Source organism: Bradyrhizobium sp. RT6a (assembly GCF_040547675.1).
Lineage (GTDB): Bacteria > Pseudomonadota > Alphaproteobacteria > Rhizobiales > Xanthobacteraceae > Bradyrhizobium.
Genome location: NZ_JBEPQC010000002.1, coordinates 363434 through 387655, shown reverse-complemented (window position 1 = coordinate 387655; position 24222 = coordinate 363434). Strand labels below are relative to the sequence as shown.

Here is a 24222-nt window from a genome sequence, read left to right as displayed (position 1 = left end):
CTCTAGAGCAGACTTGATTAGTTCGGCGGGCAAGCCTTCGGCTGCTGGCGCCCAGGATATTTGTTGTCCCTAGGCGAGGACGGAGCCGAGCAACACCATGGCAGCGCGCCGAGCCTGAATCGATCACCCAAGCGAGGTCGAGCCATGTCAGTTGCGGCCGGCATCCAGGTTGGGAACGAGGCCGCCATAGCCCTGTCCGTCCCAATCATCGGCCACATTCATACAGTGATCGGTTGCGGTACGCTCAGGCGAGCCAGCGGCGTCGCCACACAAGCCGTAGCTGGTGCGCCGGTCGACCGGGCTGACGTGATAGAAACCGGTGCCGACGGACAGATTACAATTCGCTTCATCGACGGTACTCTTTTCAACCTGGCCTGCGGCACTCACGTCGCTCTGAGCGAATTTGTCTTCGAAGCCGAAGGCATATCACATTCGGCCTTGCTCGACGTGAGCCGAGGGAGCTTCGGTTTCGTGCCAGGCCGGCTGGCAGAAGCCGGGTCGCTCCGGCTGAATACGCCAGTTGCAGGCATTCGCGCCCGGGGCCACGCGGGCGGTTTCGGGATCCTGACGCTTGCAGCCTTGACTTTCTCCGCCGCTAGAAATGGCGAGGCCGCGGACCCGGATGTGACAATTCTGGATGACGATTCCATCACTTACAAGGACCTTGCCCACGGCGCATTCGAGCTCGTGACGAAGGAGCCGATCCCACGGCACATCATCGTCGAGGATCCCGGCGAGACGATCGTGCTCAAAAAGGTGGGGTCCTCGGTCAGCGTAAACCAGGTCACGAACACTGCTGCTCACATGGAGGAGTTGAGGGCCGCGCAACAGGACGCGCTCGCCAATCTTCAAGGGCAAGGACCCCACGGGTCGGGCACCCCCCCCTTCGTCAAATCCCAGCCGCTACAGCCGATCAATTTCATTCCGCCCGAGGCTCCCGCACTGCAAGATCCGCTTGCGCATGCCCCGCCGTTCATCATCCCTGTGCCCCTGATCATACATGCGCCGCCGACGCTGAGCATCGGAGCCGGCCCGGCCGAACTCGATACCGTGGTGTTTGACACATTCGCGGCGACGAGCGGGACGTTCACCGCGAGCAGCAACAATAGTGATGCCAAGCTGACCTTCGGCGTCATCGGGGCGAGCGCCGGCAACACGGTCATCGGCGGAGTGACATACGATCTGTCGAAGACAGATCCCTACGGGACGCTCTACGTCAACAGCGCGAGCGGCGCCTATACGTTCGTGCCCAACAGCGCCGCGATCAACGCGCTGACGGCGCCCACGACCGAGAGCTTCGTGGTGACTGTTTCCGACGGATCCGCCTCTGTCAGCCAGACCTTCACGATCGCCATTAACGGCGTCAACGACACCGCATTCATCTCCGGAACCACGACCGGCTCAGTTGTCGAGGCTGGCGGCATCACCAACGGAACAGCCGGCACGCCGATTGCGAGCGGTACCCTCACCGACACCGACGTCGACGATCCGCCCAATACCTTTATGGCAGTGAGTTCGCCAGCAACGAGCGCCAGTGGCTATGGCACTTTCACGATGACCGCAGCCGGCGTGTGGACCTACACGCTCGACAACACCAATAGCACAGTGCAAGCGCTCGATTCCGGCGAGACGCTGACCGACAGCTTTACGGTGACCACGATCGGAGGCACGGCCCAAGTGGTGACGATCACGATCCACGGCGCCAGTGACGCGGCGATCATCTCCGGCGCGGCAACCGGTGCTGTGATCGAGGCTGGCGGCATCGCCAATGCAAACCCCGGCACCTCCACCGCGACCGGCACGCTCACCGACACTGATGTCGACACGACCGCAAATGTTTTCACGGCAGTCGGCACGGCAACGGCGAGCGCGGCCGGCTACGGCACCTTCACCATGACGGCGGCGGGCGTGTGGACCTATACCCTCGACAACGCCAACCCTGCAGTGCAGGCGCTCAATGCCGGCGAGACACTGATCGATACGTTCACAGTGACCACTCTGGACGGAACTGCCCAGGTGGTGACGGTTACCATCCACGGCAGCAACGATGCCGCCATCATTTCCGGCGCCACGGCCGGCTCGCTGACCGAGGCCGGAGGCGTTGCCAACGCGACACCAGGCACGCCGAGCGCAACGGGCACGCTCCTTGCCGCCGACGTTGACAATACGTCCAATACTTTCACACCCGTGAGTTCGCCCAAGGCAAGCACGAGCGGTTATGGCACTTTTGCGATAAGCGCCGCCGGCGTGTGGACCTACACGCTCGACAACGCCAACGGCGCGGTACAGGCGCTCAATGTCGGCGGCACACTCATCGACAGTTTCACTGTAACAACCCTCGATGGAACGCCGCAGGTGGTGACGATCACCATCCAAGGCACCAACGACGCGGCCGTCATTTCCGGCACTACGACCGGCTCAGTGACCGAGGCAGGCACTTTCTCGCCTGGGCTTCCCCTCGCGACCGGCACGCTCACCGATACAGACGTCGACAACCCGCCGAACACCTTTACCGCGGTCTCTTCGGCTACCGCGAGCGACGACGGCTACGGCACCTTCGCCATGACGGCAGCCGGCGTATGGACTTACACCCTCGACAACAACAATAGTGTGGTTCAGTCGCTTGAGGTCGGCGACACGTTGACCGACACCTTCGCGGTCACTGCCATCGATGGTACGACGCAGGTGGTGACCATCGCCATCCATGGCGCCAGTGACGCAGACCCCAACGATTTTGATTACTTGGCCACCGGATCTGTCGTGATCTCGGATTCCCCCAACGTGTATGGAACGCCGGGGGGCGAAACCATCGCGGGCGGCGGCGACACAGGTCAGATCATCTACGCCGGGGCCAGCAGTGATACCGTCAACGGCACCGGCAAAGCGGACGTTCTCTACGGCGGCTCCGGCAATGACACAATCAAAGGCAACGATGGGGATGATACCATCTACGGGGGCTCGGGCAACGATACAATCAACGGCAACAACGGCAGCGACACCATTACCGGTGGATTTGGTGCGGACCAACTCACCGGCAGCAATGGGAACGACCGCTTCGCTTACTTGTTCGTAGCCGATTCCAAAGCAAGCCAGTACGACACCATCACCGACTTCGCATCGGGGGCCGACAAGATCGACTTGACCGCTTTTGGCGCGCTTGGGTTCGTCATCTTGGCCTTGAGCTCAACCAGCACGACCGTGCCGGCACATGCGATCGCCTGGCTCTATGACAGCGCTGCTAACGAAACCATCGTATACGTCAATCCAACGGACCAGACCCTGCACATCGGCGATTCCAGTCTGCTCGAAATCCATTTGCAGGGGATCGCAACCATCGACGCGGCGGACTTCATCCAGGCACCGGCGGCGGTACCTGTGATGGCGAATGCCGGCGAGCTGCTCGACCTCACCGCAGCGGCGCAGAGTGACGCGCTTGTCGTGACGGCAACCTCTTCCGGGGGCTGGTCCGATTCCACGAGCGGCGACGGCACGCTCCTCGCCGACGGGAGTTCGACAATCCAGGCGACCTACAGCCTCGATTCGAGCTGGGTCCAGATCGGACGGACCGACCATTCCAGCCCCTCCGGTTCAGACGGGGAGCAAACGTACGCAACCGAAACGCCCTACAGTGACGCGTTAGCGCCCGCAGCCCTCGGAATGTCCACGATCTTGCAACACGTGGCCACACCGACGGACAGCAGCTTTGTCTTCGATCACTGGGCAAAGCTCGACACGGACACGACTGGCAACCATGGCATGACCGCCGGAACCGGCCAGATGCCTGACATCGCTGTCGCCGCGGTGAATTTTGCTCACAACGCCGCCGACCAGCAGACCGGCCTCGGCCTTCAGCCAGGGAGTAATGCCCGGGCTCATAGCGACTTGTACCCGGAACACGCCGCCAATGCCCACGGCCATAGCAGCAATGACGAGGCAAACATTACGCTCAACCCGGGCGCTCCGAAGTCGTCGACCGGCGGAGTCGACCATTCGCCCTCAAGCAAGGCGGCCGGGCAGCACGAGCAGCCCCATGAAGCGGCTGGGTCAATACCTGCCGATTCCCCGCAGCTCGGCGACTCATTCCAGTTCAAGGATGACACTTCGCAGGGTTCACAGCACGGTGCAGTGCTGGATCATCTTTCAGACCTCGCCCGTCATCACGACCACACTGGAGGCACCCACGGGTCCGAGCTGGAGTCCTTGTCTGAAGCATCCCTGCTCGATGTTGATCCACCTTACGGGGCAAGTGCAGTTCACGGCCATATGTTACACGATCTGGTCGTGTGACGCCGTAAGCCGACCGCGTCTTCAGTGTCGCTTGCCGGCGCCATCCGGCGCGGAGGAATTCTCTCCATCGAGACAAGATTCGTCATCGTTGCTTTCGCCCTCTTCGGGCGGCGCTGTATGCTGGTGACTTAGGGTGGATGTCCAGGCGGACGTCATCGCCGCTATGAGGAGACGGTTGACGGCCTCAATGACGCGTTCTCCCGCGGACGAGTAGTTCATGGCCTCCTCCTGCGCTGCTGATTGCGAATGGTGGAAGCCTAGGACGAAGTCTTAACGCGTCACTGTACGCCACTTCACATCTGCGCGCGTCAACTCATCGCAGCCTCAGAAGGTGCCGCCTGCAGCGTCTGCATCCGCGGCGGGAGCTTGGATCCGCGGCTTCGATGAGTTGCTGAGCGCGCGCACTCACAACCTCCGAGGAGTTGCGGTTCGCGAGCGACTCTGAATCAGATGCGATCTCGGCGAAGAATCGATTGGTTAGCTTGGGGGGTAATCAATGAGCGGAGAAGCCGGTTGCATTGTATGTAGCAGGGCGAGAGCGGTCGTCGCAGTCGTTCCGATCGCCAGAGGATATGCCCTGAAAGTATATGAATGTTCCTGTTGCCATAGCACGCTGCAGCTCGTGACTCGTGTCACGAAGGCCGCGCTGACCAAGCAGCAGTCTCGGATTCTTCCTCGTGGGGAGAAGCAGTTGCGCCTCGCTGGCCGCAGGGTGCAACCGGCGCTCGTGAACTAGACACGCGAGCCTCTCGCTCGGCCTCGCTGAAGCACCGCGGAATAGCGCGCGGGTTGCCGAAGCACGCTTCGACTTGAGCCCTCAATTCGGCTTTTGGGTCGGCTTGCCGTCGATCTTGGGCAGCTCGCCGGCCGAGGCGGACTGATCGCCGCCGCCATTGGCCCGACGGGCCATCTCGACCGTCAGCCGCTCGGCGGCCTCCGGGGACATCAATCCCATGATGTCCGACATTTTTCGCGGCGCGATCTGCGAGGCGATCTCGATCAGTACGCCCATCTCGAGCCGGTCAAAGACCCGTGCGGCGTCCTTCGGCTTCATGCCCTCATACATGGTCACGAGGCCCTTCATGCGCTGGGCTTCGGCGGCCTTCTGCTCGGCCTGCGTCGCGGAGATACGAGTTTCTACCGCCTTCATCTCCTCGACCTTGTTTTCGATGCGCTTCTCCGCGGATTTCAACAGGCTCTCGCGGATGTCGATCTCGCGCTGGCGGGCCTCGATCTCCTGGCGGCGCGACTGCAGGCGTTCCAGGATCGCGCGCTCCGAGGCGGAGATCTGCGGCTGGGCTTCCTCCCTGACCGCGGCGCCTTCGGACTTGGTGTCCGGTGCGGCCGGCTTCGGCGCCTCCTTCGGCGCGCCATGGGTCGAGCCGGTGATATCGGGATCCTCACGGCTGGCCGGGAAGTTCAGATTCTCCTGCGCCCAGGACTTCTTGGTCGGGCTCGGCTTGTAGTCGAAGACATAGCCGCCATTGATCACAAGACCCGTGACCTTCAGCGTGGCGAGGCCAGCCACGGCAACCAGCACGATCGGAATGACGCGGATGTTGCGAAAGGACTTCATACCCTGACTTTATGCGGCAAGACCGTTGGAGCGTCGGCGCTCGGAGAAGGCTTCGGCCGCAGCCGCCACCGCCTTCGCCGACGAGGGCTTGGCTGCGGGCGCTGCGACCATTTCCGGGTTCGTCACGGGGCGCGCGGCGATTGCGATCTTGGACAGGCGCCGCACCACGTTGTCGGCTTCGCCGAGCTGCTTGTAGAGCTGCTCGGACATCTGGGTCGCCGACGCGAGCTGGCTGCCGAGGTTCTCGTTGACGTCGCGCACGGCGAGCTTCAGCCCGCCGATCGCGCGCTCGGCGATCTCGGTTGCGGTGATCAGCTCGCCGATGACCGCCTTCAGCGAATGCTCGTCCGCCTTCAGCCGCGTCAGTCGCTTGTTGAGCGTGACGCAGTAGACGATGGTCAGCATCAACAGGATAGCCACCAGCGTCTCGATCGCCATTCCTAGGGAGTGGTTCATGGGGCCTCCATCATCTTGTTCTGCTCGTCGACCTTTTCGAACATCGCAAGTGTCGTACTTGGCTTGCGCAAGGGTTTCGTCACCCGTATCGCGACGCGGTCGCCGACCCGGCCCATGCGTCCTTCGGTGATCGTGACGTCGCCGCAGCGAACGGTGACGTTGGCATCCGCACGCATGTCAAGCGGCAGCGTGTCGCCGACCTTCAGCCGCATCAGCTGCTTGAGCGGAATGTCGGCTTCGTAGAGCACGGCGTCGACGGAGATCTCGGCCTGCACGATCTCGGTGGCGAAATGGCCTTCCCAGATCTGGTCGCGGCCGAACTTTTCGCCCATGAACATCTGGAGCAGGACGCCCCGGATCGGCTCGATGGTCGCGTAAGGCAGCAGCAGCTCGATGTTGCCGCCGCGATCTTCCATGTCGATGCGCAGGCGCACCAGGATCGCGGCGTTGGCAGGACGGCTGATCGCGGCGAAACGCGGGTTGGTCTCGAGCCGGTCGATGGTGAAGGTCACCGGCGACAGCGGCCGGAACGCCTGTTCGGCATCGGCCATGACGACTTCGACCAGCCGCTTGACCAATTCCGTCTCGATTGTGGTGTAGGGCCGGCCCTCGATGCGGAGCTGGCTCGAGCCGCGGCGGCCGCCGAGCAGCACATCGATCATCGAGTAGATCAGGCTGGAATCGACCACGGCCATGCCGAAATTGTCCCACTCTTCGGCCTTGAAGACGGTGAGGACGGCGGGCAGCGGGATCGAGTTCATGTAGTCGCCGAAGCGCACCGAGGTGATGCGGTCGAGCGAGACTTCGACGTTGTCGGAGGTGAAATTGCGCAAGGAGGTCGTCAGCAACCGCACCAGGCGGTCGAAGACGATTTCGAGCATCGGCAGACGCTCGTAGGAGACCATCGCCGAATCGATGATGGCGCGAATGCCGGAATGATCGTCGAGCGTGACGTCGCCGACCGCGAAGCCGAGGAGGTTGTCGATCTCCTCCTGTGACAGCACCCGTTCGCCGGAATTCTTGCCAGCGCCGAGATCGCGGCTGCCATCCTCGACCATGGCCGCCCATTGCAGGGCCATGGTCTCGGATAGTTCGTTTTCGGCAGCAGCCTTCGCGGCCTCGGCGGGATCCTCGGAATCGAGCGAGGCCTCCCATTGGGCGGCAATTGCATCCTGGTCTGGTTGGTCGGTGCCTGCCATGATCCCTAGCCCGTCATGCTCACTGGATCACGACTTCCTTGAACAGCACCGCGCTGACCTGGACCGGAGCGACCGCCGCGTTGACGCGCTTGGTCAGCTCTTCCTTGAGGCGGAAGATGCCGGCGGAACCGTTGAGGTCGGAGGAGCGGAGCTCGCGCGCATAGGTCTGGAAGATGTCGGTGATGCGCGGCATCGTCGGCTTGATCGCCTCGACCTGCTTCTCTTCCTTCAGCTCCAGCACGATCTTGAGCTTCAGATATTGGACGCGCTCGCCCGGCGCGCCGGCGAGGTTGACCATGATGTCGGGAACCTCGACGAAAGACGGCGGCTTCGGCGGGGGCGCCACCTCGGCGTGATGCTCGTCGTCGCCGTGACGGAAAAAGAAGAACCAGGTCGCGGCGCCGCCGCCGAGAATGGCGAGCAGGCCTACCGCCATGATCATCAGCTTGAACTTGTTCTTGGGCGGAGCGGCTTCCGCGCCTGCGCCGCCTTCCGCTTCATTCTCTGCCATGATCGCCGCGCTCGCTCATCTCTCAAAGGGGTCGAAAGAGCGAAGCTCCTGGCAGACAGTGACGCGATACAAATGCCCCAGCGCAGTGCTCCTCTTACCCGCAAACGCTACGGTAATAATGGTTAACGGAACCTTTCGATTGGGCCTTCGCTAGGAAAAATCTGCCGGGCAAACATGGCTAACAGTCCCTTTCTGCCGCCTCCCCGCATCCTCGAAAAATGAGCAATATATTGAAACTTCACGATTTTTCAGCTTGGCACGAGTTTCGCTGAGAAAGGACCGAGACCAGAGGTTTGGGAGAACCCGAGGTCTCGTTCAGGGGATCGGCCAATGCGCTTGGGAGAGCGAGCTGGCAGATCTCACTCAGGGGAGATTTCCGATGCAGAACGCGCTTCTGATCGGCTTGTCACGACAGATGACGTTGGAACGGCAGATGGATGTCATCGCCAACAACGTCGCCAACGCCAACACCAACGGCTTCAAGGCCGATCATTCGCTGTTCGAGGAGTACCTCAACTCGAACGCGCGTGAGGACAATTTCGTCGGCTCCGACCGCCGGGTCTCCTATGTGCAGGACCGCGGCACCTTCCGCGACGTCGGCCAGGGGCCGATGGAGCCGACCAAGAATCCGCTCGACATGGCGATCAGCGGCAACGCCTATTTCGCGGTTCAGGCCAATGGCGCCGAGCGCTACACCCGCGACGGCAAATTCTCGCTCAACAGCACCGGTCAGCTCGTCACCTCCGACGGCAACCTCGTGCTGGGCACCGGCGGCCCGATCACCTTCCAGCCGACCGACCACGACATCAACGTCGCGCCCGACGGCACCGTCACCGTGCTCGAGGGCACGGCCAAGAACGATTCGATCCGCGGCAAGATCCGCATGGCCTCGTTCGACGATCCGGCCAAGCTGACCAAGCTCGGCGCCAACCTTTACAACATCGGCTCCGCGGTCCCGCAGGCCGACACCAAGTCGACCGTGCAGCAGGGCTATGTCGAGAAGTCGAACGTGAACTCGGTCGGTGAGATGAGCCGTATGGTCGAAGTCATGCGCAGCTACACCGCCATCGCCAACCTGCTCCAGCAGCAGAGTGACATGCACAAATCGGCGATCGAGAAGCTCGCCGACGTTCCGGCCTGATTGAGGGAGAACTGACATGCAGGCGCTTCACACCGCAGCAACCGGAATGGCGGCACAGGAACTCAACGTTCAGGTGATCTCCAACAACATCGCGAACCTGCGCACCACCGGCTTCAAGAAGCAGACCGCGGCGTTCCAGGACCTGATCTACGAACACGTCCGCCGCGTCGGCGCCCAGTCATCCGACCAGGGCACCATCCTGCCGGTCGGCGTCGACATCGGCGGCGGCGTCAAGACCGTCGGCACGCCGCGCAGCATGACCCAGGGCACGCTGTCGCAGACCGGCAACGACCTCGACATGGCCATCACGGGCGAAGGCTTCTTCAAGATCCTGATGCCCGACGGCAGCTACCAGTACACCCGCGACGGCACCTTCCAGATGGACAATCAGGGGCGCATCGTCACCGCGCAGGGCAACCCGGTGCAACCGACGATCACGATCCCGAACAACGCCTCGGGCCTCACCATCAACGTGCAGGGCCAGGTCTCGGTGACGCTGCCGGGTTCCTCGACCTCGGCCGTCCAGGGCCAGATCGGCCTGACCCGATTCATCAACAAGGCGGGCCTCCAGCCGGTCGGCAACAATCAGTTCACCGAGACGCCCTCCTCCGGCCCGCCGCAGGACGGCACCGCGAGTTCCGAGGGTTTCGGCAACATCACCCAAAGCAGCCTCGAGCAGGCCAATGTCGACGTCGTCTCGGAAATGAGCGACCTGATCGCCGCCCAGCGCGCCTACGAGATGAACGCCAAGGTGATCAGCGCCGCCGACCAGATGATGCAATCGACCACGGCGCTGTTCCGCTGAGGTGATGACGATGATCCGCACCACCCTCGCCACGATCTCCGCTCTCCTCGTGCTGGCGCTGCCAGCACGGGCCGCCGACGATTTCATCGCGACGCCGACGCTGCGCGCGAGCATCACCGTGACCTCGGACGTGGTGCGGGTCGGCGATCTCATCGACAATGCCGGCTCGGCCGCGCTGATTCCGCTCTACCGCTCGCCCGATCTCGGCACCACCGGTGCGCTGCCGGTCGCGCAAGTGCTGGCGGTGTTGCGCGCGAAGCAGGTGATCGGCGTGATGACCGGCGACATCAAGGAGGTCCAGGTCACTCGTCTCGCCCGCACGCTGGCGAACAAGGACCTCGAAACCGCGGTCGCCTCGGCGCTCGAGCGCCGCTTCGGGCTTGGCGATGCCGCCAACATCACCGTCACGTTCGACCGCGGCATTGCCGACATGCGGTTGGATGCCTCCAACACCGGCGCGCTGCAGCCGGTCGCAACCCGCTACGACGCCCGCAGCGGCCGTTTCGACATCGCCTTCGAGATCAACAACGACAACAATCCGGCGCCGACCAAGCTGCATTTCACCGGCACCGCGATCGAGACGGTGGAAGTGGCCGTGCTGACGCGCGACATCGATCGCGTCGATCTCCTGAAGGCGTCCGACGTCGCCATGGAGCGCCGGCCGAAGGCCGAGGTCCCCGGTGAGGCCGCCTCGCGCGATCGCACGCTCGGCATGCAGCTTCGCCGGCCGATGCGGGCGGGAACGCCGATCCGCGTCGCCGACATCGTCAAGCCCGATTTCGTGCAGCGCGACCAGAACGTCACCGTCATCTACCAGGTCCCCGGAATCTACCTCACCACGCGGGGCAAGGCGATCGAGAGCGGCGCCGAGGGCGACACCATCAGCGTGCTCAACCTGCAGACCAAGCGCACGCTGAGCGGCGTCGTCACCGGCCGCGGCCAGGTGACGGTCCAGGGCGCCAGTCAGGCCGCGCCGATGCCGGCCGCGGTCGAGCAGACCTCCTCGCTCAAGCGCGACGAAGCGCCCGCCCCCGTCGATACCGCAGCCCTCGTCCGGAACCTGGTCCAGACCCCGGCATCCCCGGCCCAGATCGCGCAAGTCCAGGTCCCGCAAGTTCGCGTCTCGCAAGCTCCAGCCAAGTCAGAGTAAGTCATGTCCACGTTCAGTTCGGCTTTTCGGCCCCGTCGCATCGCGATCTCTGCCCTGCTGCTGGCGACTTGCACGCTGGCGAGCGGCTGCTCATCGATCGACCGCCTGTCGCAGATCGGCGAGCAGCCGAAATTGTCGGCGATCGATAATCCGACGACGCAGCCCGGCTACAAGCCGGTGCAGATGCCGATGCCGAAGCCCGAGGTCGCCTCCTACAATCCGAACTCGCTGTGGCGCAGCGGCAGCCGCGCCTTCTTCAAGGACCAGCGCGCCCATCAGGTCGGCGATATCCTGACGGTGGCCGTGAACATCACCGACAAGGCCAATATCGAAAACGACACCCAGCGCAGCCGCACCAACAAGGAAGATTCCGGAATCACCGATTTCATCGGCGCCAAGACCTTGGGCGCCCAAGCGCAGAAGGTGTTGCCCGGACGCATCCTCACCGCCGACTCGACCGCGTCCAGCGAGGGCAAAGGAAGCGTGGACCGCAAGGAAGCGTTGCAGACCAACGTCGCGGCGGTCGTCACCCAGGTCCTGCCCAATGGCAACCTCGTGGTCGAAGGCAAGCAGGAAATCCGCGTCAACTACGAAATTCGCGAGCTCATCGTCGCCGGCATCGTCCGCCCCGAGGACATCCAGAGCGACAACACCATCGATTCCACCAAGATCGCGCAGGCCCGCATCGCATACGGCGGCCGCGGCCAGATCATGGACGTGCAGCAACCGCGCTACGGCCAGCAAGTCATGGACGTGCTGCTGCCCTTCTAACTTCTCCCGAGCTCCCACATCGTGTTCACGAACCTAGGCGCGGACGACGATGTACGACGCGGCCCTCGCTAGCTCCCCTGGCGAGGGCCGCATGTATTTTGACGACGGTTGCATACAGCTGGCCAGATGCGCGATCGTAGCGACACCGCTGCCCTAACCTCCGTCATTGCGAGCGAAGCGAAGCAATCCAGACTGCCACCGCGGAGGGACTCTGGATTGCTTCGCTTTGGTCGCAATGACGCGGAGATATCACGTAAACTCCGCCTCCACCACGCCCAGCCCGTCCAGCTCCATCCGCACCTTGTCGCCGGCCTTCAGCCACAGCGTCTTGACCAGGCTCCCGGTGAGGACGAGCTGTCCCGCGTGCAGACCCTTGCCCTCGGCGGCGAGATGGTTGGCAAGCCAGGCGAGTGCGTTGTGGGGATGGCCGAGCACGTCGGCGCCGGTGCCATGGCTGACCTCTTCGCCGTTGACGATGGCGCGGCCTTTGATCGCATTCAGGTCAGGCACCGACGAGCGCGGCACGACCTCGCCCAGCACGCAGCCGGCGGCGAAGAAATCGTCGGCGATCAGCGTCGGCGCGCCCATGGTTTCCCACTTCACATAGCGGTCGTCGACGATCTCGATCGCGGGATGATAGGCCTCGACGGCTTCGCCGACCCATTCGGCCGTGAACGGCGCCTCGCCGGCGGCGAGATTGCGCTTCAGCCGCACCGCGATCTCGCATTCGACGCCGACCCGGACATAGTCGGCAGCCGCGAGCTGCACGCCGCTGTCGTGCACGCCCTTCTGGAACACGCCGCCGCCGCATGGGTGTGGAATGCCGATGTAATCCTGCATCACCTGGCTGGTGCAGCCGATCTTGTAACCGACCAGCGGGCCGACATGCGGCAGCAGCAGATCGTGCAGCGTGCGCTGGACCTGATAGCCCTCGGCTTCATCGGCCGGAGGAACTTCGAGCGCCGCGAGCGGCGCATGGTTGCGGCGCGCCAGCGCGATCGCCTTTGCGGCTGCGAGAATTCTGTCCATCGGCGCCCGCTCCTACACACCACAATCGAGGACGGCACTTCAGCATCCCCGCCGGGGCGTGACAAGCGCAGGAGGCCGCGCGGCTGCACGTCATTGCCAGCCCAAGCTGGATGAGCTGCTGACGCTGAGCGGCCACATCCTGGCAAGCCTCATGGGCTGCGCCGGCGTTTAAGGAAATATTGAGCTGGTCCGGGCTTTATGGGGATGCGCGCCTTGAAGCGTCGCAACAGGCCTGATGCAGCAAGGCGTGAAGCTGCTGGATCAGTGCCTCAGCATTCGAGTCGATGTCCTTGATGCGACTCGCAAAACCTCCTGCACCTGAAGTGAAGGCTGTTTCTCATCCGAACTCACGTGAGCTCGGAGGAGTTGAGTCTAGCCCATTGATCGCGATTCACTTTTCGCGATTGCGCTCGCGCGCCGAAGCGCGCGGTTGCAAGCGACAGGCAAAATGCCGATCAGGGCGCGAAAAGGCGCGCCTTGCGTCAAAAAACAAAGAGCCGCATCGCTGCGGCTCGGACTCTATTCGTCGCGATAGACCTTCTCGCGTTTCTCGTGGCGCTCCTGCGCCTCCACCGAGAGCGTCGCGATGGGACGAGCCTCGAGCCGCTTCAACGAGATCGGCTCGCCGGTGTCCTCGCAATAGCCGTAGGTGTTGTCCTCGATACGCTGGAGCGCGGCGTCGATCTTGGCGATCAACTTGCGCTGGCGGTCGCGGGCACGGAGTTCGATGGCGCGGTCGGTTTCGGACGATGCCCGATCGGCGAGATCGGGGTGGTTCACGTTCTCCTCCTGCAGGGCTTGCAGGGTGAGCTTGGACTCTTTGAGGATCTCATCCTTCCAGGCGAGGAGCTTCAAGCGGAAGTACTCCTTCTGCCTGTCGTTCATGAAAGGCTCTTTTTCGGTCGGTCGGTAGTTTTTCAACTTTTCCAAGGGCGGCCTATCTGTCTAAGCAACGACTCGTACGCGGAACGGGGTCCGCTGAGCGGGGCGTTATATAGCGGCCTCCTGTGACAGACAATGTTTCCCTGATCGTCCGACCGGCGCCCCCAAGCCCTTGCACAGGAAAGGTTTATCCTGAAGGGCCCGGGAGCGGCCGTAGGCCTAGTAGCCGACCGTGAAACGTTGCCTCTCATGGGCGGGCCGCTCGATCTCGTCGGCGAGCGCGATGGCGTAATCCGCGAAGGTGATCCAGCTTTTGCCGTTCGCATCTGCGAGAAGCTGATCGGTACCAAGCCGGAACTTGCCGGTGCGCTCCCCCTCGATGAACAGGGCCGACGGCGAGATGAAAGTCCAGTTCAGCGCCTTTTCCTGCCGCAGCAGGTCGAGAAAGGCCGAACCTGCCTCCGCCTCAGCCTTGTACTGAGCCGGAAAGCCGGGAGTTGTCACCAGTTTGACGCCCGGAGCGACCTCCAGGCTGCCGGCGCCGCCGACGACAAGGTAACGACCGACCTTCGAGTCCTTGGCCGCGCCGATCAGCTTGAGCGCGTCGCTGGCCAGGAAGTGCACGGAACTCACGGCGACGTCGTGCCCGGCCCACAGCTTGGCAAGGCCTGACTGGTCGAGCACGTCCCCCTTGGTGGGGATGACGTTCGGCAGGGCCGCGATCTTCTCGGGGTTGCGGGCGATGGCAGTAACCGTGTGGCCGCGGCGGGACAGTTCCTTGGTGATCTCCGACCCGGCCCGGCCCGAGGCGCCGGCAACTGTGATTTTCATGGAAGGCTCCTTTGCTTCGTTGGTAACTATCGGTAACTAGATATCGCAAAGAGCGCTGGTGTTAAGAGAGCACTTTGTGCTTACCTGATTACACAGGAGTAACCGGCGGCGCCGGCAAATGGGCGGAATGGATCGTGAGGACCCGACGATGAAGCCAGACGTCTATGCAGCGAACTGCCCCACGCGACAGATCCTCGACCGCGTCGGCGACAAATGGGCGGTGCTGATTCTGCTGCTGCTGCGCGAGGAGCCGATGCGCTTCAATCAGTTGCGCCGGACGATCGAAGGCATTTCGCAGAAGATGCTGAGCCAGGTTCTCAAGTCGCTCGAGCGCGATGGATTGCTCAAGCGTCACGCCATCGCAACCGTGCCGGTGACCGTGGAATACTCGATCACGCAGCTCGGCGTGACGCTCGCCGCCGCCGTCGATCCCCTGCGCGATTGGGCCGAGCAGAATCTGAAGGACGTGCTCGCCGCCCAGCGCCGCTACGACGCGCAGTTGAAGGATGAAGCGGCTTAAGACGCTACGCCTGCCCGGCCTTGGCGAGCTCGACCTCGACGCGCAGCTCGATCTCGGACAGCACCGAATCCAGGCCGGAATCGCCGGAGGACGATTTCAGGTTCGCCGCAGCGTCACGCAGCCGCATCACGGTCGCGGCGTCGAGCTTGCCGGAGAGAAGTCCCATCTTGAGATCGTCGAGCACGTCAAGCGCGGTCTTTCCGCGCACGACCGAGCGCCTGCGACGCTCGACGGGATCCTCCTCGATGCCTTGCAGCGCGAGCAGCCCGTCGATGTTGGCGGTGGCCTTCGGTGCGGCGGCGCCCCGCGTCTCCGGCGCCGACGAAGTGTCGGGCAGCACGAAGGTGCCGGAGCTCGTCCGCCTGGCCTGGCTGGCCGGCGTTCCAAGCGTGGTGCCGTTCGGTCCGTAGATGCGCATCGGAAGCAATCCGGGTGATCGATGCGCCACATTCGCCGTTTTATGGTTAACGCCCCGTAAACAGCCCGGCAAAATCTGCCGACAGGCGGCAGTTTCGCTCCTCAGGGACAACACAGGCTGAGGTCGCTCGAAACAGATTTATTCAACCTATTCAGCTACCTACCCCCGCTGCCCCGACTTGGCACAGCGCTCGCAAGGACAGCGTCGGACCAGCTCGTCATGGGAGTGTCGTGATGGTCCTTCGATTTGAGGAGCCTCGGGGAGCAGAGGATGCCAAGCGTTCGTTGGGTGAGACTTGTGGGAGTGGCCTGCGCCGCGCTGTCAGCGCTGGTGCTCTCGGTCAATTCTGCAAGCGCGACATCGCGCATCAAGGATCTCGCCAACATCGAAGGCGTGCGGCAGAACCAGCTCATCGGCTACGGCCTCGTCGTCGGCCTCAACGGCACCGGCGATACCCTCAACAACATCCCCTTCACCAAGCAGTCGCTGCAAGCGATGCTCGAGCGCATGGGCGTCAACATCCGCGGCGCCACCATCCGCACCGGCAACGTCGCCGCGGTGATGGTGACAGGCAATCTGCCGGCCTTCGCCACCCAGGGCACGCGCATGGACGTCACCGTCTCCGCGCTCGGCGACGCCAAGAATCTCCAGGGCGGCACCCTGCTCGTCACTCCGCTCCTCGGCGCCGACGGCAACGTCTATTCGGTCGCACAGGGCTCGCTCGCGATCTCCGGCTTCCAGGCCGAGGGCGAGGCGGCGAAAATCGTGCGTGGCGTGCCGACCGTCGGACGCATCGTCAACGGTGCCATCATCGAGCGCGAGATCGAGTTCGCGCTCAATCGCCTGCCGAACGTCCGCCTTGCGCTGCGCAATGCCGACTTCACCACGGCCAAGCGGATCGCCGCCGCGATCAACGACTATCTCGGCGTCAAGACCGCGGAGCCGATCGACCCGTCGACCGTGCAGCTTGCGATCCCGCCGGAGTTCAAGGGCAACGTCGTCGCCTTTCTCACCGAGATCGAGCAGCTCCAGGTCGATCCGGATCTCGCCGCCAAGATCATCATCGACGAACGCAGCGGCATCATCGTGATGGGCCGCGACGTCCGCGTCGCCACCGTTGCGGTCGCACAGGGCAACCTCACCGTCACGATCACCGAGAGCCCGCAGGTGAGCCAGCCCAACCCGCTGTCGCGGGGGCGCACCGTGGTCGCGCCGCGCAGCAGCGTCACCGTCACCGAGGACGGCAAGAAGCTGGCCGTCGTCAAGGACGGCATCTCGCTGCAGCAGCTCGTGGACGGTCTCAACGGCCTCGGCATCGGCCCGCGCGACATGATCAGCATCCTCCAGGCGATCAAGGCCGCCGGCGCGATCGAAGCCGACATCGAGGTGATGTGATGCAGACCGGCATGGTCAACACCGCACGGGTCGCCAGCTCCGCCTTCTCGGTGGAGAGCCGCAACGGCCGGCCGGACTTCGATCTCGCCGCAGCACTGCAGAAGGTCCCGCCGAAGCAGCAGGCCAAGGCACAGAAGATCGCCACCGACTTCGAGGCGATGTTCCTCAACAGCATGTTCTCGCAGATGACCTCGGGCCTGAAGGGCGATGGCCCGTTCGGCGACACGCCTGGCACCGGCGTGTGGCGCTCGATGCTGACCGAGCAATATTCCAAGAATTTCGCCAACGCCGGCGGCGTCGGCATCGCCACCGACGTCTATCGCACCCTGATCATGCAGCAGGCAAAAACGGTCCGCACGGCATAAGGTCAAACGAGATGAACCACTTCAACGCCTCGCGTCAGCCGGTGCAAGCGCAGCGCCCGAACACCGCACCCGGCAGCGCCGAGGCGCGCAAGATCGCCGAGCAGTTGATGGATGCGATGAGTGCGCTGCTCGGCCTGATCGAGCGCGAGACCGAGCTCGTGCGCGCCGGCCAGGTTCGCGAGGCAATGACCCTCGAGAGCAAGAAGCAGGAGCTGTCGCGAAACTATGTCGGCGCCGTCACCCAGTTGAAGGCGAACCAGGCCCAGCTCGCCAAATCCGCGCCCGAGCTGCTCTCGACGCTGCATCGGCACCACGATGCATTCCGCGCGATGCTCCAGGTCAACCTCACCGTGCTCGCAACCGCTCACGCCGTCTCCGAGAGCGTCGTGCGCGGCGTCAACGCCGAGATCCAGAAGCGCAACGTGCCGAACACCTATACGGCCGCGGGACGACGCGCCGCGCCGGGCCCGCGCCACATCACGCCGCTCGCGGTCAGCCGCTCGCTCTGAGCGCGCGCAACAACAAGCGACAATTTTACGAAAAGCCGCGCGGCAACATCGTCGCGCGGTTAGGCACGTTTCCTTACCGGATGTTCAATCCCGGTGTTCCATGGTTGCGTATTGAGAGGGGTTGGGATTTGACTCACGTGAGGCAACCAGGAGGCTGCCATGAGTACAGATTTCAGCATCAGGCCGGTGGGGATACCGGCCGCCGTGCAGATCGTAACGACGTCGAATGCGGCGGCGAACGAGGCCGTGCAAACCGATCTGCCCGTCAGCCAGACAGTGGCCGCCGGCGATGCGAGCGCGCCTGCACGTAACGATTTGCGAAGCAACGAGAACGTCTCACGCCAGGTCGTGTTCGACCAGGCGGCGGCGTCGTTCGTCTTCCAGGTCGTCAACGACAGGACCGACGCCGTGGTCAACCAGTTCCCCGACGAAGCAATGCTACGCCGGCGGGCCTATTTCCATGCGCAGGATTTGAAATCCGAGCCCTCGCGTCCGGCAAGTACCGACCGCAGCGCCTGACGATCAGGCGTCGAGCGTCGCAACGGCAACATCGAGATCGCTCGAACCGGTCGCGGGATCGGTGACGACGTTCTTGATCTGCGCCTTGCCGCTATCCGTCAGCATGAACTTGGTGTTGCCGAAGCGGAACGAGCCGTGCTCGATCACGGACGGCCGGACAGACCAGCGGCGATATTGCGGTTGATCTCGATCAGCGGACGGAAGTGATCGAACTGCGGGCTCATCTGCAGCGCGGCGGTCTGGCTCAGAACGAACACGCTGATGTTGGCGATCTTCTGCCGGACGTCGATCGGCTGCGGATTGTTCTCGCGCATGGCCTCGCTCAGGAAAATCGTCCAGAGCTTGCGATTGAACATCAGGGCCTGCGTGGTCTGCTCACTGAACGGCTCGGCGCTGTTGATCGCATCCTGAAGCTTGTTCGCTGCCTTGAGCAGGGTCTGCGCTTCGATGTCGCGAGGAGATGCGGTGGTCGTTGCAACACGTGCGTAGGCCGAGGCAGCGGAATTCGACATCAATCACACCCTGGAGGTTACCTAGCCCGTTGAACGCGCTTAAGGATTTCTTTCCCGACCCTAGGCAGCACCGCTTAAGATTTGCTTACATGTGTGCTTGGAAGCACTCCGGATTATTACGGGTCTCGGAGTTCTTCGTCATCGTGAAGCTAGACGCGCATGTGCACGCTGTAAACACGTCACGCGTTGTGCGCGTCGATCTCAGCTAATCCTGCCTTAGCGATCTCCCTAAAATGAACGGCGGAGCGTTAGCCCCGCCGCGAAATCGATGAGTGATCTTGCGCCGCGAAATTAGCGGAGCAGCTGCAGCACGCTCTGTTGCGACTGGTTGGCCAGCGACAGCGCGGACACCGCGATCGACTGGCGGGTCGACAGCGCCTGGCTGTTCGCAGCTTCCTCGTTGGTGTCGGCCAGCGTCAGATTGGACGAGCCGGTCTGCAGAACGTTGATCAGGTTCTTGGAGAAGTCCTGACGCACCTGCACGATCGACAGATTCGAACCGAGCGACGAACCCTCGGAGCGCAGCGTGCTCGAAGCGGCATTCAGGCTGGCCAGCACCTTGTTGGTGGCACCGTTGTCGATGAAGTCCGTGCCCGGAACGAGATTGCTGAGACCGAGGCCGGCCGCGTTGAACACCACGCCGTTGATACCGAGCGTCGAGCTGCCGTTCTCGTTGAAGACCAGCTTCAGCGTGTCGCCGTTGAGCAGGTTGACGCCGTTAAAGGACGAGTCCTGCGAGGTCGTGTCGATCTGCGCCAGGATGTTGTTGAACTGGCTGACCAGGCCGGAGCGCGCGGTCTGCGCGACGGGATCCTGAATCGGGGGCTGCGCGGTGGTAAAGGCCAGCACGCCCGTGATCGTACCGCCGACCGTTCCGCCGGCGGCAGTCGAGCCGAGGGTCGAGGATGCGTATTCGTTGACGGTGGTGACCGTCAGCACGCCGTTGGCGTCGATCGTCGCCGTCAGGTGGTTGGCCTGAAGCTGCACATTGAGCTGGTCGAGCGTCTTGACGGTGCCGTTGGTGCCGTCGCCGAAGGTGACGTTCACCGGCGTGCCGCCGTTGAAAGACGTGAAAGTCAGCGTCTTGCCGCTGACGCCGCCGACACCGGAGTTGCGCGCCGCGGCGAAAGCGGTCGCCGTTCCCGTATTGCCGCTGAGACCGAACGCGTTGAGCGCATTGCCGGTACCGGTGATCGACAGGTCGGCGTTGATGCCGGTGGAGAGCGCAAGCTGACCGCTGCTGTTGACCGACGAGGGGATCTGGCCCGCGGTGGTCGACAGCGTCGCCGCGCCGTTGAAGATGCTGGCGGTCTTGACGCCGGTGGCGAGGTCGATCGAGTTGAGCAGGTCGGTAAGCGTCGCGCTCTGGATGTAGACGGTCGAATTGCCGTTGCCGTCGGTGACGATGTTGCCGTTGACGCCACCGGAGGTCACGCTGATCGCCGACTGGGGCGTCTGGGCATTCTTGAAGGTGATGGTGTGGCCGTCGATGTTCAGCGTCGAGCCGTCTTGAACGAGAGAGCCGAGCGAGCCCGCGGTGGTCGATCGGGCCGCAGTGACGCTGGCATTGCCTGCACCGGTCGCCGGGGTCAGACCGAGCTTGTTGAGAAAATCGGCCTTGCCCGTCACACTCAAATCGGCACCGGTCGAGCTCTTCAGCGTAACCGCGCCGCCTCCCGAGATGGACGATGCCACCTGGAGCGTTCCGACAGGACCGGCCGAGCCGCTGACAGCGATGGTTGCGGCGCCTGCGCTGATGGCCGCGGTCTTGACGCCGCTGGCGAGGTCGATCGCGCTGAGAACGTCGTTGACGGTCGCGCCGGGCGCAGCCGCCGTTCCCTCATAGACGATCGAATTGCCGTTACCGTCCGTGGCGATGTGTCCGCTAGCGTCGAGGCCCCAGCCGGTCGGCTGCGTGCTCGGAGCGATACCGGTGCGGAAGGTGATGGTCTTGCCGTTGACCGTGAGGGTGTCGCCGTCCGCGGGCGCCGTGCTGAAGGTGGTAGATGCGGTCGTGCCGAGCAGCGTGGCGGTACCGGACAGTGCGGTGGTGCCGTCGGCGGCGAGCGCCGCTGTGCCGGTAAAGGCGCCGGCGGTCGAGCCGAGCGAGGCGCCGAGCGCGGCGGTTCCCGTGACCGGGGTGACGCCACCGGCTGCGCCGGTATAGAGCACGTTGCTCTTGGCGGTCGCGCTCGCATATGAGGTCGTGCCGCGGAGGTCGGCGGGCGTCGCACCGGGAATCGTGGTGGAGACGTTCGATTTGGTGGAATAGCCGACCGTGGTCTGGAGCGCCTGGTTGGCGATCGACTTGGCGCTGTCGATCAGCTTCTGCAGCGAGGTGATGCCGGTGTTGGCCGCCTGGAGCACCTGCACACCGTTGTTGATGCCATCCAGCAGGTTGCTGATGTCGCTCGCCCGGTTGTCCAACCCCTGGGCCGTGAAGAAGTTGGTGGGATTGTCGAGCGCCGTGTTGACCTTCTTACCGGTCGACAGCCGCTCCTGCGTCGTGGCCAGCAAGTCGGCCGTCGACTGCAGCGACAACAGGTTCTGGCGAACGGACGCCGAGAGAACGATGTTGGACATTGGCGAGTCTTCCTCTTGAACCAGGTACGAATCGGCCGCGCGGTCTTGAAAGCGGGCTTTTGTCCAGTCTTAGAGGCTGTCCTTTAAAGTATGGTTAACGCCGGTTTAAGGGATAGGGTTAATGGCCGGTGAACGCCCCTGCCCGCCTCCGGACGCAAAAAAGCGGCGGGGCAAACGACCCCGCCGCTCTGGTTTTATTCAGTGATGCCAGCTACTTAGCGGAGCAGTTGGAGCACGCTCTGCTGCGAGGTGTTGGCCAGCGACAGCGCGGAAACCGCGATGGACTGGCGGGTCGACAGCGCCTGGCTGTTGGCCGCCTCGACGTTGGTATCGGACAACGTGAGGTTCGAAGAACCGGTCTGCAGCACGTTGATCAGGTTCTTGTTGAAGTCCTGACGCACCTGCACCACCGAGAGGTTCGAACCGAGCGCTGAGGCTTCCGAGCGCAGCGTGCTCGACGCGGCGTTCAGATTGGTCAGCACGCGGTTGGACGCGGCGTTGTCGATGAAGTCGACACCAACGGTCAAGGCAGCGAGGCCGAGACCCTTGGAGTTGTAGGTCACGCCGGTGATGTTGAGGCTCGACTTGCCTGTCTCGTCGAACACCAGCTTGAGCTGATCGCCGTTCAGCAGGTTGACGCCGTTGAACGAGGAGTCCTGCGAGGTCGTGTCGATCTGGTTCAGGATGTTGTTGTACTGAGACACCAGGTTCGCACGGGCCGTCTGTGCAACCGCATCCTGGATGGGGTTGGAAGCCGTCGAGAACGTCAGCGCCGACGTGAGCGTGCCGCCGATGCCACCGCCGGCGGTCGTCGAGCCGAGCGTCGACGACGCGTAGTCGTTGGACGCCGTGATGGTCAGCAGGCCGTTGGCGTCGATCGTCGCAGCCAGGTTGTTGGCCAGAAGCTGCGTGTTGAGCTGGTCGAGCGTCTTGACCGTTCCGTTGGTGCCGTCGCCGAAGGTGACGTTGACCGCCGTACCGCCGTTGAAGGCGGAGAAGGTCAAGGTCTTGCCGCTGAGGCCGCCGACGCCCGAGGTACGTGCCGCGGTAAAGGCGGTGGCGCTGCCGGTGTTGCCGGCGAGGCCGAGCACGTTCAGCGCATTGCCGGAGCCGGTGATCGAGAGGTCGGCATTGATCCCGGTCGAGAGCTTGAGCTGGCCGGACGTATTGATCGTCGAGTTCGATTGGCCGGTTGCGGTGCTCAGTGTCGCCGTGCCGTTGGCAGCAATCGCGGCAGTCTGCACGCCGGTGGCAAGGTCGATCGCCTTCAGCACGTCGTTGACGGTGCCTGCCTGCAGATAGACGGTCGAGTTGCCGTTGCCGTCGGTGAGGACGTTGCCGCTCGCACCGAAGCCGCTCGGAACGCTCGGAGCACCGGTCGAGCCCGGGATCGGCGCGTTCTTGAAGGTAATGACGTGGCCGTCGACGTTCAGCGTCGAGCCGTCCGCGATCGTCGCACCCAGCGAGCCCGCGCTCGTAGTCCGTGCAACGGACACAGTGGCGTTGCCGCCGCCCACAGACGTCGTCAGGGCGAGAGCCTTGAGCAGGTCGGCCTTGCCGGTGACGCTCAGATCCGCACCCGTCGAGCTCTTCAGCGTGACCGCGCCGGCAGCGGCGCTCGAGGCGGTCTGGCCGACGCTGGTGGCGATCGTTGCGGCACCCGCAGTGATGGCTACCGTCTTCACGCCGCTGGCGAGATCGATCGCGGACAAGAGGTCGGCGACGGTCGCAGCCGGGGTGCCCGCGGTGCCGAGATAGACGATGGTGTTGCCGCTGCCGTCGGTGACGAGATTGCCGCTGACGCCCGAGCCGGACGCAACCGCAGTAGAGGCCGGAGCGGAGCCCGAGCGGAACGTGATGGTCTTGCCGTTCACGGTCAGCGTGTCGCCGTCGGCGGGCTGGGCGTTGCCGGCAAGACCCGTTGCGGTCGTGCCGTTGGTGGCGATCAGGGTGATGGTGCCGCCCAGCGCCGTGGTGCCGTTGCCGGCCGTTGCGCCAGTGCTTGCAAAGCTGCCGATGGTGGCGCCAAGGGTCGTGGTGCCGCTCGCCGCCGTCGTGCCGCCGGCCGTGCCGTTATACAGCACGTTGCTGCTCGCGGTCGCACTGGCGAAGCTCGTCGTGCCGCGCAGGTCGGCCGCCGTCGCACCCGCGATCGTGGTGGAGACGTTCGACTTGGTGGAGTAGCCGACGGTGGTCTGCAGCGCCTGGTTGGCGATCGACTTGGCGCTGTCGATCAATTTCTGCAGCGAGGTCAGGCCGGTGTTGGCGGCCTGCAGCACCTGCACGCCGTTGGCGATGCCGTCGAGCAAATTGTTGATGTCGCTGGCGCGGTTGTCGAGCGACTGTGCGGTGAAGAAGTTGGTGGGATTGTCCAGGGCCGAGTTGACGCTCTTGCCGGTCGACAGACGGTTCTGTGTGGTGGCGAGAAGATCAGCGGTGGACTGGAGAGACAGCAGGTTCTGGCGAACCGACGCAGAGAGAACAATACCGGACATGACTCTTACCCTTCTGGTTTACGCGTCTTCGTTCGATCGCTTCGGATCGAGTGACGGGGCCAGCGTGCCGCGACATGGCTAACAAAGGGTGAAACAACACGCGCCCGCATTAAGCGCGGGTTCACCATAAGCGCGCGGAAGGCGCGGTCGCGGCCGGCAATCAGGCTGAAATCATTGGCATTTATCCGCGCTTACTCTCCATTAACCATAACCGCTGGTTACTTTTTCAGAACGATGCGTGGCGGCGAATGTCGGCTGACGCACGAAA

General features: G+C 63.6%; 23 protein-coding genes. 10 read left to right on the top strand and 13 right to left on the bottom strand.

Going from position 1 to position 24222, the window contains the following annotated elements:
• Positions 1-144: 144 nt before the first annotated feature.
• Positions 145-4287: a VCBS domain-containing protein gene (locus ABIC03_RS11550; RefSeq protein WP_354058136.1), complete on the top strand. Its 4143-nt coding sequence runs from the start codon at positions 145-147 to the stop codon at positions 4285-4287.
• 21 nt (positions 4288-4308) lie between these two features.
• On the opposite strand, the gene ABIC03_RS11545 is transcribed toward ABIC03_RS11550, so the two are convergent.
• From ABIC03_RS11545 to fliL, 5 genes are all read right to left on the bottom strand, one after another.
• Complete coding sequence (locus tag ABIC03_RS11545; RefSeq protein WP_275170004.1) at positions 4309-4506, bottom strand: hypothetical protein; 198 nt, start codon at positions 4504-4506, stop codon at positions 4309-4311.
• Between the two features lie 598 nt (positions 4507-5104).
• Entirely contained in the window at positions 5105-5863 is a 759-nt protein-coding gene (locus ABIC03_RS11540; protein ID WP_354058134.1) for a MotE family protein, read from the bottom strand.
• A 9-nt stretch (positions 5864-5872) separates the two neighbouring features.
• The gene (locus tag ABIC03_RS11535; protein ID WP_106944397.1) at positions 5873-6319 is read right to left on the bottom strand and encodes a DUF6468 domain-containing protein; all 447 of its coding nucleotides are present in this window, start codon (positions 6317-6319) and stop codon (positions 5873-5875) included.
• Positions 6316-7518, bottom strand: coding sequence for a flagellar motor switch protein FliM (gene fliM / locus ABIC03_RS11530; RefSeq protein WP_027567600.1), 1203 nt, complete (start codon positions 7516-7518; stop codon positions 6316-6318). Before fliM ends, ABIC03_RS11535 begins: the two co-directional genes overlap by 4 nt.
• A gap of 19 nt (positions 7519-7537) precedes the next feature.
• Positions 7538-8029, bottom strand: a complete 492-nt coding sequence (gene fliL / locus ABIC03_RS11525; RefSeq protein ID WP_354058132.1) for a flagellar basal body-associated protein FliL — start codon at positions 8027-8029, stop codon at positions 7538-7540.
• Positions 8030-8408: 379 nt separating this feature from the next.
• Here fliL and flgF point away from each other — a divergent pair, with 379 nt between their 5' ends.
• Genes flgF through flgH form a run of 4 tightly spaced genes read left to right on the top strand, consistent with a single transcriptional unit; the run spans position 8409 to position 11896 of the window.
• Positions 8409-9170 carry a flagellar basal-body rod protein FlgF gene (flgF, locus tag ABIC03_RS11520; RefSeq protein ID WP_247437369.1) on the top strand — a complete coding sequence of 254 codons (762 nt, stop codon included), beginning with the start codon at positions 8409-8411 and terminating at the stop codon, positions 9168-9170.
• A gap of 16 nt (positions 9171-9186) precedes the next feature.
• Positions 9187-9975: a flagellar basal-body rod protein FlgG gene (flgG, locus tag ABIC03_RS11515; protein ID WP_007602131.1), complete on the top strand. Its 789-nt coding sequence runs from the start codon at positions 9187-9189 to the stop codon at positions 9973-9975.
• A gap of 10 nt (positions 9976-9985) precedes the next feature.
• Entirely contained in the window at positions 9986-11125 is a 1140-nt protein-coding gene (gene flgA, locus ABIC03_RS11510; protein ID WP_354058129.1) for a flagellar basal body P-ring formation chaperone FlgA, read from the top strand.
• A 3-nt stretch (positions 11126-11128) separates the two neighbouring features.
• Positions 11129-11896 (top strand): flagellar basal body L-ring protein FlgH, encoded by a 768-nt coding sequence (gene flgH, locus ABIC03_RS11505; RefSeq protein ID WP_354058127.1) that lies wholly within the window; start codon positions 11129-11131, stop codon positions 11894-11896.
• Between the two features lie 249 nt (positions 11897-12145).
• Here flgH and ABIC03_RS11500 read toward each other — a convergent pair whose 3' ends face one another.
• The 3 genes from ABIC03_RS11500 to ABIC03_RS11490 all read right to left on the bottom strand — a co-directional run bounded on the left by ABIC03_RS11500 (position 12146) and on the right by ABIC03_RS11490 (position 14638).
• Complete coding sequence (locus tag ABIC03_RS11500) at positions 12146-12925, bottom strand: 2-keto-4-pentenoate hydratase (RefSeq protein ID WP_354058125.1); 780 nt, start codon at positions 12923-12925, stop codon at positions 12146-12148.
• A 519-nt stretch (positions 12926-13444) separates the two neighbouring features.
• Positions 13445-13810 carry an RNA polymerase-binding protein DksA gene (gene dksA / locus ABIC03_RS11495; protein WP_008554760.1) on the bottom strand — a complete coding sequence of 122 codons (366 nt, stop codon included), beginning with the start codon at positions 13808-13810 and terminating at the stop codon, positions 13445-13447.
• A 216-nt stretch (positions 13811-14026) separates the two neighbouring features.
• Positions 14027-14638, bottom strand: coding sequence for an NAD(P)-dependent oxidoreductase (locus ABIC03_RS11490; protein WP_354058123.1), 612 nt, complete (start codon positions 14636-14638; stop codon positions 14027-14029).
• Positions 14639-14786: 148 nt separating this feature from the next.
• On the opposite strand from ABIC03_RS11490, the gene ABIC03_RS11485 reads away from it, so the two are divergent.
• On the top strand, positions 14787-15158 hold the full coding sequence (locus ABIC03_RS11485; protein WP_275169997.1) for a winged helix-turn-helix transcriptional regulator: 372 nt from the start codon (positions 14787-14789) through the stop codon (positions 15156-15158).
• 4 nt (positions 15159-15162) lie between these two features.
• Here ABIC03_RS11485 and ABIC03_RS11480 read toward each other — a convergent pair whose 3' ends face one another.
• Positions 15163-15576, bottom strand: a complete 414-nt coding sequence (locus ABIC03_RS11480) for a flagellar assembly protein FliX (protein ID WP_354058121.1) — start codon at positions 15574-15576, stop codon at positions 15163-15165.
• A gap of 270 nt (positions 15577-15846) precedes the next feature.
• Here ABIC03_RS11480 and ABIC03_RS11475 point away from each other — a divergent pair, with 270 nt between their 5' ends.
• The 4 genes from ABIC03_RS11475 (at position 15847) to ABIC03_RS11460 (ending at position 18364) form a co-directional block, all read left to right on the top strand.
• On the top strand, positions 15847-16971 hold the full coding sequence (locus ABIC03_RS11475; RefSeq protein ID WP_354058119.1) for a flagellar basal body P-ring protein FlgI: 1125 nt from the start codon (positions 15847-15849) through the stop codon (positions 16969-16971).
• Positions 16971-17336, top strand: a complete 366-nt coding sequence (gene flgJ / locus ABIC03_RS11470) for a flagellar assembly peptidoglycan hydrolase FlgJ (protein ID WP_354058117.1) — start codon at positions 16971-16973, stop codon at positions 17334-17336. Before ABIC03_RS11475 ends, flgJ begins: the two co-directional genes overlap by 1 nt.
• A gap of 11 nt (positions 17337-17347) precedes the next feature.
• The gene (locus ABIC03_RS11465) at positions 17348-17845 is read left to right on the top strand and encodes a hypothetical protein (protein WP_354058115.1); all 498 of its coding nucleotides are present in this window, start codon (positions 17348-17350) and stop codon (positions 17843-17845) included.
• A 159-nt stretch (positions 17846-18004) separates the two neighbouring features.
• Positions 18005-18364, top strand: a complete 360-nt coding sequence (locus tag ABIC03_RS11460) for a hypothetical protein (protein ID WP_354058113.1) — start codon at positions 18005-18007, stop codon at positions 18362-18364.
• Positions 18365-18367: 3 nt separating this feature from the next.
• Here ABIC03_RS11460 and ABIC03_RS11455 read toward each other — a convergent pair whose 3' ends face one another.
• The 4 genes from ABIC03_RS11455 to ABIC03_RS11440 form a co-directional block, all read right to left on the bottom strand.
• Entirely contained in the window at positions 18368-18511 is a 144-nt protein-coding gene (locus ABIC03_RS11455) for a hypothetical protein (protein ID WP_275169992.1), read from the bottom strand.
• On the bottom strand, positions 18508-18876 hold the full coding sequence (flaF, locus tag ABIC03_RS11450) for a flagellar biosynthesis regulator FlaF (RefSeq protein WP_007612319.1): 369 nt from the start codon (positions 18874-18876) through the stop codon (positions 18508-18510). The genes ABIC03_RS11455 and flaF overlap by 4 nt, the downstream gene beginning before the upstream one ends.
• 291 nt (positions 18877-19167) lie before the next feature.
• Positions 19168-21459 (bottom strand): DUF1522 domain-containing protein, encoded by a 2292-nt coding sequence (locus ABIC03_RS11445; protein ID WP_354058110.1) that lies wholly within the window; start codon positions 21457-21459, stop codon positions 19168-19170.
• Between the two features lie 215 nt (positions 21460-21674).
• Entirely contained in the window at positions 21675-23954 is a 2280-nt protein-coding gene (locus ABIC03_RS11440; protein ID WP_354058108.1) for a DUF1522 domain-containing protein, read from the bottom strand.
• Between the last annotated feature and the right edge of the window lie 268 nt (positions 23955-24222).